The sequence below is a fragment of the Pseudomonas thivervalensis genome (assembly GCF_001269655.1).
In the GTDB taxonomy this organism is placed as follows: domain Bacteria; phylum Pseudomonadota; class Gammaproteobacteria; order Pseudomonadales; family Pseudomonadaceae; genus Aquipseudomonas; species Aquipseudomonas thivervalensis.
In genome coordinates this window covers 604,320-618,430 of sequence record NZ_LHVE01000001.1, presented here as the reverse complement: position 1 = coordinate 618,430, position 14,111 = coordinate 604,320, and the positions used below count along the sequence as shown (strand labels likewise).

Below are 14,111 nucleotides of genomic sequence, written 5' to 3'. Positions count from 1 at the left end.
TCAGCCCTGGTTCAGCAACTGCCGCAAGTCGATGACCGCTGCGTTGGCCCGGGAAATGTAGTTGGCCATGACCAGCGAGTGGTTCGCCAACACACCGAAGCCGCTGCCGTTGAGGATCATCGGGCTCCAGACCGGCTCCTGGGAGGCTTCCAGTTCACGAATGATCTGCCGCACGCTGACCGTGGCGTTCTTTTTCGCCAGCACATCGGCGAAATCCACTTCGATGGCACGCAGCAGGTGCGACAGCGCCCAGGCCTGGCCGCGGGCTTCATAGAACACGTTGTCGATCTGCAGCCACGGGGTCTCGACCACCTCTTCGTCCACCTGCGGCACCTGGCCCGGGGCCGGGACTTCGGTTTTCAGCGAGGTGTTGAGCTTGACCCGGCCAACGCTGGCCGACAGGCGCTGGGACAACGAACCCAGGCGCGTGCCGACATCCCCCAGCCAGTTGTTCAGGTTGTCGGCGCGGGCATAGAACAGCGCGCTTTTCTGGTTCGGGTCGGACAGGCGCGCCTGATAGCGGCTCAGGGAGTTGATGCCTTCCTGGTATTCGGATTCGCTGGAGGGCAGCACCCAACTGCGGTTGTCGAAGTTGAAGCGCGGCTCGGCCTTGGCCAGGTCGGCGTCTTCGGCGGACTGGGACTGGGAACGGGCGAAGTCCTTGCGCAGGGCGCGGCTCAGGTCACGGACCTGCACCAGCACGCCGTATTCCCAACTCGGCATGTTGTCCATCCACAGGCCTGGCGGGAAGCGGTCGTTGGAAATGTAGCCGCCCTGCTTGGTCAGCAGGGTCCCGGCCACGGTCTTGAGCGTCTCGACCGTGGTGTAGCCCACCACCATTTGCCGGCCATCCTTCTCAGCCGCGGCCTGGGCATTCTGCTGCACGGGGAACAACGCGGGCTCCTGGCTCCAGTACCAGCCGAGGGCAATGGTCACTAGCAGGTAAAGGCCGATCAGCGTGGCCAGTGCGCGGCTGAAAAAAAGCCCACCCAGGTAGCTGCGGGTGGCCGATTTCGGCTCGGCGGCGCGTTCAGGCGCGCTGCCCGCGCGGTTTTTCCAGTCCAGCATGGCGATGTTCCTTCAATCACTTGAGTTCTCGGTTCGACCACAACCCTACGCCATCGTGCCTGATTTGAAACGCGATAATGCGGCGCCAATCATGCCGGGCGCGACAGGGCAATCGAACAGCACTATAAAGGAAGCGTTGCCATCGGCCTACGAGACTGTCCAGTCACAAACTGAATTGAGCGACTGGACAGAATATTGACGTATGACACTCATGCGAAGGAAAAGAGGTGCTAGCATAGAGCCACCAGTCGATCTCAGCATGCACCCTAACTAGTAGTCAGGATATGACCGAGCCAGAAGACCCCAGCCGTGAGCGCCTCAAGCACCACTTTGCCCAGCGGGTAATTCATCAGGCTCGCCAGATCCTGGAGATTTGGCAGCGCCTGCAACGCAGCGAGTGGTCAAGCACCGACCTGTCGGAGCTCAGCGAAGCCAATCTGCGCCTGCTGCGCTTTGCCGAGCGCTTCGAACAGCCCGAGCATTCCCAACTGGCCCACGGCATCAGCCAGTCGCTGCAAGCGGTGGACGCCAATCGCGGACGCTTGAGCAGCCACCTGATCACCGAAATCAACCGCCTGATGCAGCGCCTGTCTCGTACCGGCCTGCGCCACGGCGACCAGCTCGAACAAACCTTCCTGCCACCGCTGCGCAAACCCATCTACGTGATGCTGCAGGACCATGACCGCGCCGAACGCCTGGCCAAGCAACTGGAGTTCTTCGGCCTCAGCGCCCAGGCGCTGGACAATGTCGCGGCATTCCGGGCCTCGATGGTCGAGCGCCTGCCGGCGGCGATTGTCATGGATGTGGACTTCAGCGGGCCTGGCACGGGGCTGAAACTGGCTGCCGAAGCCCAGGAAGGCCTGGAACAACCGTTGCCACTGCTGTTTTTCAGCTTGCTGGAAACCGACACGCCGACACGCCTGGCCGCAGTGCGCGCCGGTGGACAGGAATTTCTCACCGGCACCCTCGAAGCGTCGAGCCTGCTGGAAAAGATCGAGGTGCTGACCTGCGTCGCCCAGTACGACCCCTACAAAGTGCTGATCATCGATGACTCCCGCGCCCAGGCCTTGCACACCGAGCGCCTGCTCAACAGCGCCGGCATCATCACCCGCACGCTGATCGAGCCGATCCAGGCCATGGCCGAGCTGGCGGACTTCCAGCCCGACCTGATCATCCTCGACATGTACATGCCAGCCTGCACCGGCACGGAACTGGCCAAGGTGATCCGCCACAATGACCGCTACGTCAGCGTGCCGATCATCTACCTGTCCGCCGAAGACGACCTGGACAAGCAGCTCGACGCCATGAGCGAAGGTGGCGACGACTTCCTGACCAAACCGATCAAGCCCCGGCACCTGATCACCACCGTGCGCAACCGTGCCGCGCGGGCGCGCAACCTCAAGGCGCGGATGGTGCGCGACAGCCTCACCGGCCTGTACAACCACACCCACATCCTGCAACTGCTCGAGGATTGCAGCTTTCGCGCCCGTCGCGAAGGCAAGCCCCTGAGCTTCGCCATGCTCGACATCGACCACTTCAAACGGGTCAATGACAGCCACGGCCACCCCATGGGCGACCGGGTGATCAAGAGCCTGGCGCTGTTTCTCAAGCAGCGCCTGCGCAAGACCGACTTCATCGGCCGTTACGGCGGCGAAGAGTTCGCCATCGTCATGCCCGACACCGACATCGACGCCGCCTGCAAGGTGCTGGATGAAATTCGCCAGCGCTTTGCCGAAATCCACTACCCGGCCCAGCCCCATGATTTGTGGTGCACCTTCAGCGCTGGCGTGGTGGAGATGAGCGATGACTCCGACAGCCTGATGATGGCCAGCCAGGCGGACGAAGCGCTGTACCGCGCCAAGCACGCCGGACGCAACCGGGTACAGAGCGCCCGACAATCAAAGCAAAGTGCCACTTTTTCATCGGAATCCACTGACTCGGTCATAAACCTGTAACTCAAGCGCAATAAATTCAGGCACTTACGATTCTGCCCCCGGTAGACCCTTGATGCGCCTGAAGCTGCTGACCAATCTCAACACCCTTCTCTTAGTTGCCGTGTGCGTGGGCCTCGGGGCCACCTTATGGTGGTCACAGATCGCCCTGGAACGGCCCTACTTGCTGATGGAGCGCTACCTGGGCCTGTCGCGGCAGTTTCAGGGCGACGTGGCGCGCAACATCGAGGACTACCTGGCCAGCGGCGACGCCTTGCGCCTGAGCGCGGCCACCCAGGCCTTGGATACCCTGCAAAAAGACCTCGATCAGTTTCCGCCGGAACTGGCCAAGACCCTGCGGCCGAGCCTGTCGAACCTCGACGGCTTCAGCAAGACCGATCTGCTGGCCGCCGGCAAACTGGCCGGCGACCCCCAGGCCTTGCTGTTGCAGGCTGAGCGTGAACTGAGCGCCAGTCTCGATCAACTGGCCCAATACGCCCATGGCACACCGGCCTACTTGCCCCCGTTGTTTGCCGCTTCGCAGCACCTGGGGCGGTTGTCCCTCACCCGGGACAAACTGGTCAGCAGCGGCCGAAGCGAATTGGCCGCCGACGTCGAACGGGAATTGGCGAGCATCCGCCTGGAAGCTGAACGCCTCGACAGCCTGCCGCTGCTGGGTGTCACCGCCAGCAGCGAATCGGGCAGCGATGATTTCGCCGCGCTGATGGGCCTGGAAACCCAGGAAAAAGCCGCCGCCGAAGATGCTGGCATCGCCCTCAAGCGCGAACTCAACAGCCTGCTCGGCCGCTACCCGGCGGAATTGACCCGCACCCGCGAGCTGATTCAGAAACGCACTGAGCTAAGCAGCGCCACGCATCTGAAAATCGCCGATGTGCAAACGGCGATCGACACCTTGGAGCCGGTGGTACGGGCCCAGCATGGGCAGATCCAGGGGGAGGTTCGCTTGATCCAGGGCGTGATGATCGGCCTGATCCTGCTGATCGCGCTGCTCATCGACACCTTGCAACGGCGCCTGGCCCGCACCTTGACGCACCTGGCGCCGGCCCTGTCGACCTGGGCCGAGGGGGATTTCAGCCGGGACATCCAGGTGGGCGCCAGCAATCGCGAGATGCAAGACATCGAGGCTTCGCTCAATCGCCTGCGCGCTTACCTGGTGGACCTGGTGGGCACCATTCGAGTGAACGCCGAACAGGTCGCCGGCAGCAGCCGGGCTCTGGCCGAGCTGAGCGGCGAATTGCACAGCGGGGCCGAGCACCAGGCCGGCGACACGGCGCTGATCCGCGACTCCCTCAGCGAGCTGGAGGCGACGATCCAGCAAGTCGCCGGCGATGCCAGCCAGGCCGCAGACGCCAGCCGCAGTGCCGGGCAAGCGGTGGAGCAAGGGCAGAAAGTCATCGGCCTGAGCCTCACGGGCCTGCATGCGCTGGTGGGGGAAGTGCAGGACAATGCGCAGATGATCGAACAACTGGCCGAGGAATCGGCCACCATTGGCGGCGTGCTGACGGTGATTCGCTCAATTGCCGACCAGACCAACCTGCTGGCCCTCAACGCCGCCATCGAAGCGGCTCGTGCAGGGGAAATGGGCCGGGGCTTTGCGGTCGTGGCCGAGGAAGTCCGCTCCCTGGCCCAACGCACGGCCGGCGCCACCGCCGAAATCCAGACCCTGATCGCCCGCTTGCAACTGGCCGCGCGCCAATCGGTGGACGGCATGCGCGCCCAGGTCGAACACGCCGAAGCCACTGCCAGCCAGGCGCAAGCGGCCGACGGCGCGCTGGATGAGATCGTCGGTGCCATCCAGACCATCGCCGACACGGCAGTCCGCATCGCCGACGTCACCGCCCAGCAAAGCGGCGCCGTCAGCGAAATCCGCGATCACAGCGAGCGGATTCACCAACTGGGCGGGGACAACCTGCTGCGCATCGGCCAGGGCCGGGAACAGGGCGACCATCTTCTGGTGCTGGGCGGGCGCTTGCACACGGCAGTGCAGGCGTTTCGGGTTTAGCGCCACAGATCCCCTGTGGGAGCGAGCTTGCTCGCGATAGCGGTGGGTCTGCTGGCATCGATGCTGGATGTGCTGCCGTCATCGCGAGCAAGCTCGCTCCACAGGGGTTCGGTTTCCAACCGTATGACTGGATCAGGGACCTGGGTCACAAATTTCGCGTAAACATCGGTCATCGTGCTGGCTATTGCCGAGAACTGGACAGTCATTAAGGCTTTGCGGCATAGTCGCCGGGTTCTGATACCTGCTCACAGATAACAAGGAACAGCAGATGGCGACCCTATTGGTCCTGCACGGACCCAACCTGAACCTGCTGGGCACCCGTGAACCGGGCGTCTACGGCGCCGTGACACTGGCCCAGATCAACCAGGACCTGGAGCAGCGGGCCCGCAACGCCGGCCATCATTTGCTCTATCTGCAAAGCAACGCCGAATATGAATTGATCGACCGCATCCATGCCGCGCGTGGCGAAGGCGTGGATTTCATTTTGATCAATCCAGCAGCTTTTACACATACAAGTGTCGCATTACGTGACGCGCTGCTGGCGGTGAGCATCCCATTCATCGAAGTGCATTTGTCCAACGTGCACAAACGCGAACCTTTCCGCCATCACTCCTACTTCTCCGATGTAGCAGTGGGAGTGATCTGCGGCCTTGGCGCCAGCGGTTACCGACTGGCCCTGGAGGCCGCCCTAGAGCAGCTTGAGAAACAGGCAACGGCTTGAACAACAAGCGTTAAACGCCCCTGACCGACCCTTGGGAGTTGATGATTCATGGATATCCGTAAAGTTAAGAAATTGATCGAATTGCTGGAAGAGTCCGGCATCGACGAGCTCGAGATCAAGGAAGGCGAAGAGTCCGTACGCATCAGCCGCCACAGCAAGACCCCGGCCCAGCAGTTCTACGCACCGGCCCCGATGCAGGCTCCGGCCGCCGCGCCTGCTCCAGCAGCAGCCCCGGTTGCCGCCGCAGCCCCAGCCGCACCGGCCGCGCCAACGCTGAACGGCACCGTTGCCCGTTCGCCAATGGTGGGCACGTTCTATCGCAAGTCTTCGCCATCCTCGCCGTCCTTCGTTGAAGTCGGCCAGACCGTGAAGAAAGGCGACACCCTGTGCATCGTCGAAGCCATGAAGATGATGAACCACATCGAAGCTGAAACCAGCGGTGTGATCGAATCCATCCTCGTCGAAGACGGCCAGCCGGTTGAGTACGACCAACCGCTGTTCACCATCGTTTGAACCGCGGGGAGCCTTTGATGACTGCGAAGTTGGAAAAAGTCCTGATCGCTAACCGCGGTGAGATCGCCCTGCGGATTCTGCGTGCCTGCAAAGAGATGGGCATCAAGACCGTCGCCGTTTACTCCAAGGCCGACAAAGAACTGATGCACCTGGGCCTGGCGGACGAATCCGTCTGCATCGGTCCAGCGTCGGCTGCGCACTCCTACCTGCACATCCCGGCGATCATCGCTGCTGCCGAAGTGACCGGCGCCACCGCCATTCACCCGGGCTACGGTTTCCTGGCGGAAAACGCCGACTTCGCCGAACAGGTGGAAAACTCCGGTTTTGCCTTCATTGGCCCGAAAGCCGAGACCATCCGCCTGATGGGCGACAAGGTCTCGGCCAAGCACGCCATGATCGCTGCCGGCGTGCCGACCGTTCCGGGTTCCGACGGCCCGCTGCCTGAAGACGAAGAAACCGCTTTGCGCATCGGTCGCGAAGTCGGTTATCCGGTGATCATCAAGGCCGCTGGCGGCGGCGGTGGTCGCGGCATGCGCGTGGTACACAAGGAAGAAGACCTGATTTCCTCGGCGAAACTGACCCGCTCCGAAGCAGGCGCGGCGTTCGGCAACCCGATGGTCTACCTGGAAAAGTTCCTGACCAATCCACGCCACGTCGAAGTCCAGGTGCTGTCCGACGGCCAGGGCCAGGCGATCCATCTGGGCGACCGCGACTGCTCGCTGCAACGTCGTCACCAGAAGGTCCTCGAAGAAGCGCCGGCACCGGGCATCGACGAGCAGGCTCGCGAGGAAGTCCTGGCGCGTTGCGTCAAGGCCTGTATCGACATCGGCTATCGCGGCGCCGGTACCTTCGAGTTCCTGTACGAGAACGGTCGTTTCTACTTCATCGAAATGAACACCCGTGTTCAGGTGGAGCACCCGGTTTCGGAAATGGTCACTGGCATCGACATTGTCAAGGAGATGCTCAGCATCGCCGCCGGCAACAAGCTGTCGTTCACCCAGGATGACGTGGTCATCCGCGGCCATTCGCTGGAATGCCGGATCAACGCCGAAGACCCGAAAACCTTCATGCCAAGCCCAGGCACGGTCAAGCATTTCCATGCCCCGGGTGGCAATGGCGTTCGCGTCGATTCGCACCTGTACAGCGGTTATGCCGTTCCGCCGAACTACGATTCGCTGATCGGCAAGCTGATCACCTACGGGGCGACCCGTGACGAAGCCATGGCGCGCATGCGCAATGCGCTGGACGAGATCGTGGTCGACGGGATCAAGACCAACATCCCGCTGCACCGCGACCTCGTACGTGACGAAGGCTTCTGCAAAGGTGGCGTCAACATCCACTACCTGGAACACAAGCTGGGCAACCAGCACTGATGTTTCAAGTGGAGTAGAAAAGACCCCGGTCCATTGGCCGGGGTCTTTTTTTATGCGCGCTTCAAGCAGGCCGGAAACGGCTCACTTCAGCACGACCGTGGAAAACGCGTGCGATTCGACCGTCGAAGCAGTCGCCGGCCTGCCCCGTCGGGTGAGTACAACGCCACTGGCATTTTCCACCAGGAGGTCGCTGCGCATGCGCGCCATGAACCCGCGAGCCCGCATGGACACCGGATCGGTACTGTTCTTCGCTCGCGCCAGCACGGGTATGTAGAAGCGTTCGACCTGACTGCCAGACGTCTTGAATACCGACGTGACGCCTGTGCGCAGATCCAGTGACACGCCATAGGTATTGCCCAGGCAGGAAGAATACGACCAGTGATCCCAGGTCGGTCGCAGCCCGTGCTTCCTCATCACCAGCCTGACCGGCTCGCCGATGTCGGTCCCCGTCAACCAGTCCCCGCCAACCAGGGTGGCACGCACCTCCTTGGCCGATCCCCCCAGGCGTCCCAGCACATCCCGGACACTGCGCTCGATCAGCACGCGGATGTTGTGATCGAAATGAATGACCGCCCCGACCCGGGTGGTCGGGTTGTACAACGAGGCGATCACGCACGTCTGGGCATTGAGCGAGAACAGGTAGTTGTCCGCCGCTTCGCTGAACCTCGCCACCACGGCTTCACCCTGCAATGCGCCCCTTGTCACGTCCGGAAAGACATGCCCGGGGAACGCCTCGCGCAGATCGCCTATTCGCCCCAAGTTGCGCACTTCGCCATTGCCGCCGCTCAAACCAACCCTGTTGTGGGTCCACTTGCCGTTCGCCATCCGCCGTATGGGCACGTTGAATAACGCACCGGGGCGCCTGGCATCCACCAGGCACAAGCCATCGAAGTAGCGGTCCCTCTTCACCTGGTAATACTTGCCCTTGCTTGCGATGTAATAAGTGCTTCGCGGTTGCGAAGCGCTGGGCAAGCTGCGATAGGTGCCGAAAAAAATTCCCTCCTCCGTCACCCGCTGTAAATTCTCCGGTGTCCTGCGGGCCGCCTGCCGCGGCTTGAGGCGGATGGCCGGGATGGGCGGCCCGGACTCTTTGGCGACAACCGATGACAGGCGTCTCAGGCGTTGGGCGGACAATGGCAAGGGTTTCACGGCGAGTTGCACGTACCTGGCCGCATGCCCCAGTGCGATGGCCACGCTTGGGGCACCGAGCGTGGCAAACAGCGTTCCCCAGGTCGCGACCAGCCAATGGCCAAGCGCGCCCTCCGTGTCACCCTGCACATGCGCCTCGATGGCCTGCCTGGCGCTGACGGCAATCAAGCCGACATCCAGCAACAAGGCAAATGGCGGGTAAACCATGCACACCGGAACCGCCGCGAAGATCAGGCCCTTGAACACCTGGCTGCGGATCATTTCGGCACGACTGCTGGTGATGTCCTCCACATCGGTGACAGCGCGTTCGATGCCAGCATCGAACTCGGTACGGACATCGGTCAGGCGGTTGACCTCGCGCAATGTATCGACGCGCCGGGTTCCGTTCGCCAGGGCTTGCAGAGTCCGCCTTACCGCGTCACGCGCGGTGAGTGAGACCCGCTCCAGTAGGTAATCTTGCAGTTGCGCTGCGACGCTCCCGGAAACATCCAGGTATCGGCGAAACAGGATGCCGTCCGGCGCGTCGGGTGTGTACAGCCAGTAAAACGCCTGCGGATCGAAGTAGGCGAACACATAGACGCCCAGCACGACATGGCCATCGACGGTCAACTTGATCACGCCTTCGCGCGCCACGGCGGTGCCGGGGTACGTGGCGCGGTCCGCTGGTCGCCCATCGCTCAAGAGCGTGACTTGTCGGGTCAGCCATTGGAACTCATCGGTGCTCAACATCGACTTGCCATGGGCAACCCGCAGGTCGCGGTCCATCCGGGCCAACAGCAGGTAGCGGCAGGCCTCGCGACGCTCCGAATATTCTGGCGCGGTGGCGTCAAGGAACCCGGCGCGGATGTGCCGGGCATAGCGCTCCCCCAGGTAAGCCACGCGAATGTAGGACGCCAGATCGGCACTGCGAACCTGCTGCAAATCCTGCCCGACAGTAGACCGCACGCCCTTGGCCGGGTCATCGATGTCCGCGTTGTGCTCGTATCCGAAGATGGCGAGATCCAACAGGCTGGCGGTTTTTTTCCGGGCGGCCAACCCCGGGCTGTAGTCGATGAGGACCGTGGCCGGATCGACCGGTTCAAGCACACCTTTGCGACGCATATAAGGCGTGATCACCTCGGCAAAGGTGCGCTTGGCGAAGTCCATGAAGGCCTCATAGCCCACAAGCTGCTCGTCGAACACTTTTTGCTGGACCAGAAACGCCTGGCTCAAACCACTGATGTTGCGCCGGGACTCGAGCGGTAACGCCGAGTACCAGCGAGGCGACTCGTCCAATTCCACCTGCGTCAGGTTATTGGCCAGGCCGGTCAGGACAGCGTTCCGCAGACAGTCGCTTAAACCTGCCTCCGCGCCCCTCGGGTCTTGTTCCAGATCCCATGAAGCAGGCTTCTCCAGCACGTGGGCAAAATACTCTCGCGCCTGCCCACGCTCGGTCGCCGAGAGTTGCTGCAACAGATATTCGCGACCGGCCTCGTGCTGGGTCCAGGCCCCTACCTCACCGTTCAGGGCTCGCAGCGAGGGCATCTCGATCCACTCCTGGCCATCGGGTTTGCCGGGGGCGTACAACACCAGGCCACTGACACCATCCCCCACGTCTTCGCGGTAAAACACCAAGAGTTCGGCACACTTCAGACCGTTGGGAAGCACCAGGCCGGCGACACGCAACCCATCGACGGTGGACGTCGCGCCGTCACTCGTCCATAGGGCACTGAGGTGGTCATGGCCGGTCACCGACAACTGGCCCGCGCAACGCGCGACAAACGCACTGTGCTGCAGCCGCACCCAATACCAATCGAGCATGGCGTCCTGCAGGTCGGCACGTTCATAGCGCTCGGCCAGCGCCGACAGGTACCCGGCAGGCGCATCGACGTTTGCCAACAATTGGGCAATGAAGACTGATGAAAGCGGCTGGTTACGGAGCATGCCGCCGTTCTCGACCAGAAACACCGACACCGCGTCCGGCCTAACCGGGCCTGCCGCCACCAGTTCACTCAAGCTGTAGCTGTGGACTGGCTGGCCAACGACGGTTCGCCACTGCAACTGCACACGAATACTGTCCGGCTCGACCACCATGTCCAATTCATGCCTGACATAGTCCCGGGTCAATTGCCGAGCGAAGGCCCGCAGCGAACCCAGGCCATCGACCCGCTCATCTACCCGTGCCTGTGCAAGCGCGACCTGCTGTTCCAATGCCCGCAGCCACTCACGATCCGGACCGCTCAACGCTCGCAGCCAGTACGGCAATTGCAAACGAGCTGTCGCACCAAGCTCCCGGCGCTCCGATGTCGTCGCCAGCGCAGTCAAGTGACTCGTCCCGCGCCAGGCGTCCTGGAGTGTTTCGATCCGCTCTCGCAACTCATCGACGTCCAGGCCAATCAGGCGATCAGGCTGAAACAGCTCGTCAACCGCAACCAGGTGCTCATCGAGTTTTTGCCTGACCACCTCCACGAGCTAGGCGTCATGTGCCGCCATTCGCCAATGCCGCCGCAGATAGTCTTTGTAGTGACTGACAAACTGTGTGGCCGCCCCCTCCACCGCCTGGACAATGAATGCCCGGCGCTCGGCCGAAAACCCCAGGTCTGCGCCGTCGGGCCAACGGTAGGGCGCGTCCTGTTCCTCGTCATACACCAATGGCGCCTGGTCGATCATGCGCTGCAGCACGGTGTCGAGCAGCCTATCCAGGTAATGGGGATCGATATTGCCTTGGTAATGGTAGGTGCGCAGCTCGACCAGCAGGTACTCTTCCATCAGCTCCAGCAAGCTCATCTGGGCCTGCAGCCGTGCGTCGATAGCCACCTGCCTGCCTATCAATTTCTCCAGGGTCGCCTGCGCGCCGGCCACCTGCGGGGCAGTGACCGGCCCCGTGCGTTCCATGTTGCCTTGCCGTTTGGCAGTGATGTCCATACACATTCCTCCCTGCTGTGTGGACCGGCACCTTATCCGTCCTGCAAGACGTCCATGGCATACATATATATATCGAAACACCGCTCGGTCGGCGCAGACGCGCTTATCCACTTTGATGGCGACCTGGCGTACACTGCGCGCCTTTGCAGCCCTGCGCTGCCCCCTGTAGATTTTTTCAAAGGTGCCCGCCATGCCTTGGCTGCAAGTACGCCTGGCCATCAGCCCGGAACAAGCCGAAACCTACGAAGACGCGTTTCTTGAAGTAGGCGCGGTATCGGTAACCTTCATGGACGCCGAAGACCAGCCGATCTTCGAGCCGGAGCTCAATACCACCCCGTTGTGGTCCCACACTCACCTGCTGGCCCTGTTCGAAGGCGGCACCGAGGCGGCCAGCGTGCTTGCCCATCTGGAGCTGCTGACCGGCAGCCCGTTGCCCGAACATCACAGCGAAGTGATCGAGGACCAGGACTGGGAGCGCAGTTGGATGGACAACTTCCAGCCGATGCGTTTCGGCCAGCGCCTGTGGATCGTCCCTAGCTGGCATGCCGCGCCGGAGCCGGACGCGGTCAACCTGCTGCTGGACCCGGGCCTGGCGTTCGGCACCGGCACCCACCCGACCACCGCGCTGTGCCTGGAATGGCTCGACGGCCAGGACCTCAAGGGCTGCAACGTACTCGACTTCGGCTGTGGCTCGGGGATCCTGGCGATTGCCGCGCTGCTGCTGGGTGCCCGGGAAGCGGTCGGCACCGACATCGACGTCCAGGCCCTGGAAGCCTCCCGCGACAACGCCGGACGCAACAACATTGCCGAAGCCCTGTTCCCGCTGTATTTGCCGCAGGACTTGCCACAGGTCCAGGCCGACGTGCTGGTGGCCAATATCCTCGCCGGCCCGCTGGTGTCCCTGGCGCCGCAACTGTCGAGCCTGGTCAAGCCGGGTGGACGCCTGGCGCTGTCGGGCATCCTCGCCGAACAGGGCGAAGAAGTCGCCGCCGCTTATGCCGCAGACTTTGAGCTGGACCCGATCGCCAATCGCGATGGCTGGGTGCGCATCACCGGACGTCGGCGCTAGAATGAGCGCCTGTATCCACCGGATTGCCGCATGACTGATAGCTTCGTCACCCAGTGCCCGCATTGCCACACCCGTTTTCGCGTCAGCCATGCTCAATTGAGCGTGGCCCGCGGGGTGGTTCGTTGCGGCTCGTGCCTGCAAGTGTTCAATGCCGCACGGCAGTTGCTGGAGCAACGCACTGGCAAGCAAGCGCCGCCGGTCGCGCCGACCGCCAAGCCTGCCGCCGAAGCTCCGCCCCGGGCGATCAGCCAGAAACAATGGAGCGCCGCCGAGCTGGACCTGGATGACCTGGACAAGGAACTGGCGCGCCTGGAACGACGTGACAATCGCGCCCCGGGCAATGCCGGCCGGCGCCGGGAAGACAACCTGAGCGCGCAGCGCGATTCGCTTTCCGGCGAACAACAAGCCTGGCCCGACAGCCTGTACAGCGAAACCTCGGGCGAACGCGCCGAAACCGTCCTCGACACCCCCTTTGAACCGTTCGAACCCCACGAACCGGCGCGGCCGCCGCGTACCGAGCCGTCCCTGTCCCTGACGTTGGAACCGCTGGAACCGGACGACGAACCGGGCGCCCCGCTCCGCCTCGCCCCGGACGACGAACCCGACGAACACTTGGAGCGCCTGTCCGCCACCGACGAGCTCGACGACGAACCCGAGCAACCGGTGCCACTGCGCAAGTCACGGGAACGCCAAGAGCCGGGGATACGCGCCGAGGCCCTCCACGACCTGGACGACGACCCGCTGCAACTGGACTGGCGCAAACGCCGCTCGCCGTGGGGTCGCCGCTTGTTGTGGGCCCTGCTGATACTGCTCGCCGCCGCAGCCCTGGGCGGCCAATACATCGCCTATCATTTCGAAGAACTGGCCCGCCAGGACCAGTACCGGCCATGGTTCCTGCAAATCTGCCCGACCATCGGCTGCGACGTACCCTCCAAGGTCGACATCGCCAAGATCAAGAGCAGCAATCTGGTGGTGCGCAGCCATCCGGAGTTCAGCGGCGCCCTGGTCGTGGACGCGATCATCTACAACCGCGCGCCCTTCTCCCAGCCTTTTCCGTTGCTGGAACTGCGCTTTGCCGACCTCAACGGGCACCTGATCGCCAGCCGCCGCTTCAAGCCCGGGGAGTACCTGGGCGGCGATCTCGAGGGCCGCGGCGAAATGCCGCCGCAGACGCCTATCCACATCGCGCTGGATATCCTGGACCCAGGCCCCAAGGCGGTGAACTACAGTCTGAGCTTTCATTCCCCTGAATGAACGGGCCAGGGTCGTTCGATTGACGGCAACTTTCTGACTGCCCTCACCCAGACCAAACCGCTGGCGATAACAAAATAGCTGTTCAGATTTTATCCAATTCGATCTT

10 protein-coding genes are annotated in these 14,111 nt (G+C 62.8%); 7 read left to right on the top strand and 3 right to left on the bottom strand.

What is annotated here, in order from left to right; all coding sequences use genetic code 11:
* Positions 1–1,068 carry a DUF2333 family protein gene (locus tag AD659_RS02580; RefSeq protein ID WP_053118079.1) on the bottom strand — a complete coding sequence of 356 codons (1,068 nt, stop codon included), beginning with the start codon at positions 1,066–1,068 and terminating at the stop codon, positions 1–3.
* A gap of 284 nt (positions 1,069–1,352) precedes the next feature.
* Between AD659_RS02580 and AD659_RS02575 the strand changes: the two genes are divergently transcribed.
* The 5 genes from AD659_RS02575 (at position 1,353) to accC (ending at position 7,629) form a co-directional block, all read left to right on the top strand.
* On the top strand, positions 1,353–3,023 hold the full coding sequence (locus AD659_RS02575; protein WP_053118077.1) for a GGDEF domain-containing response regulator: 1,671 nt from the start codon (positions 1,353–1,355) through the stop codon (positions 3,021–3,023).
* 52 nt (positions 3,024–3,075) lie between these two features.
* Complete coding sequence (locus tag AD659_RS02570; protein ID WP_053118075.1) at positions 3,076–5,022, top strand: methyl-accepting chemotaxis protein; 1,947 nt, start codon at positions 3,076–3,078, stop codon at positions 5,020–5,022.
* Between the two features lie 268 nt (positions 5,023–5,290).
* Positions 5,291–5,743: a type II 3-dehydroquinate dehydratase gene (gene aroQ, locus AD659_RS02560; RefSeq protein WP_018605716.1), complete on the top strand. Its 453-nt coding sequence runs from the start codon at positions 5,291–5,293 to the stop codon at positions 5,741–5,743.
* Positions 5,744–5,791: 48 nt separating this feature from the next.
* The gene (gene accB / locus AD659_RS02555) at positions 5,792–6,256 is read left to right on the top strand and encodes an acetyl-CoA carboxylase biotin carboxyl carrier protein (protein WP_053118072.1); all 465 of its coding nucleotides are present in this window, start codon (positions 5,792–5,794) and stop codon (positions 6,254–6,256) included.
* 17 nt (positions 6,257–6,273) lie between these two features.
* On the top strand, positions 6,274–7,629 hold the full coding sequence (accC, locus tag AD659_RS02550; RefSeq protein WP_053118070.1) for an acetyl-CoA carboxylase biotin carboxylase subunit: 1,356 nt from the start codon (positions 6,274–6,276) through the stop codon (positions 7,627–7,629).
* An 81-nt stretch (positions 7,630–7,710) separates the two neighbouring features.
* On the opposite strand, the gene AD659_RS02545 is transcribed toward accC, so the two are convergent.
* Positions 7,711–11,226, bottom strand: a complete 3,516-nt coding sequence (locus tag AD659_RS02545; RefSeq protein WP_231987630.1) for a dermonecrotic toxin domain-containing protein — start codon at positions 11,224–11,226, stop codon at positions 7,711–7,713.
* A 3-nt stretch (positions 11,227–11,229) separates the two neighbouring features.
* Positions 11,230–11,682 (bottom strand): hypothetical protein, encoded by a 453-nt coding sequence (locus AD659_RS30110; protein WP_231987632.1) that lies wholly within the window; start codon positions 11,680–11,682, stop codon positions 11,230–11,232.
* A gap of 190 nt (positions 11,683–11,872) precedes the next feature.
* On the opposite strand from AD659_RS30110, the gene prmA reads away from it, so the two are divergent.
* Together prmA and AD659_RS02535 are read left to right on the top strand one after the other, a co-directional pair.
* Positions 11,873–12,751, top strand: coding sequence for a 50S ribosomal protein L11 methyltransferase (prmA, locus tag AD659_RS02540; protein ID WP_053118068.1), 879 nt, complete (start codon positions 11,873–11,875; stop codon positions 12,749–12,751).
* A gap of 30 nt (positions 12,752–12,781) precedes the next feature.
* Positions 12,782–14,005 (top strand): DUF3426 domain-containing protein, encoded by a 1,224-nt coding sequence (locus AD659_RS02535; protein WP_053118066.1) that lies wholly within the window; start codon positions 12,782–12,784, stop codon positions 14,003–14,005.
* The last annotated feature ends 106 nt before the right edge of the window (positions 14,006–14,111 follow it).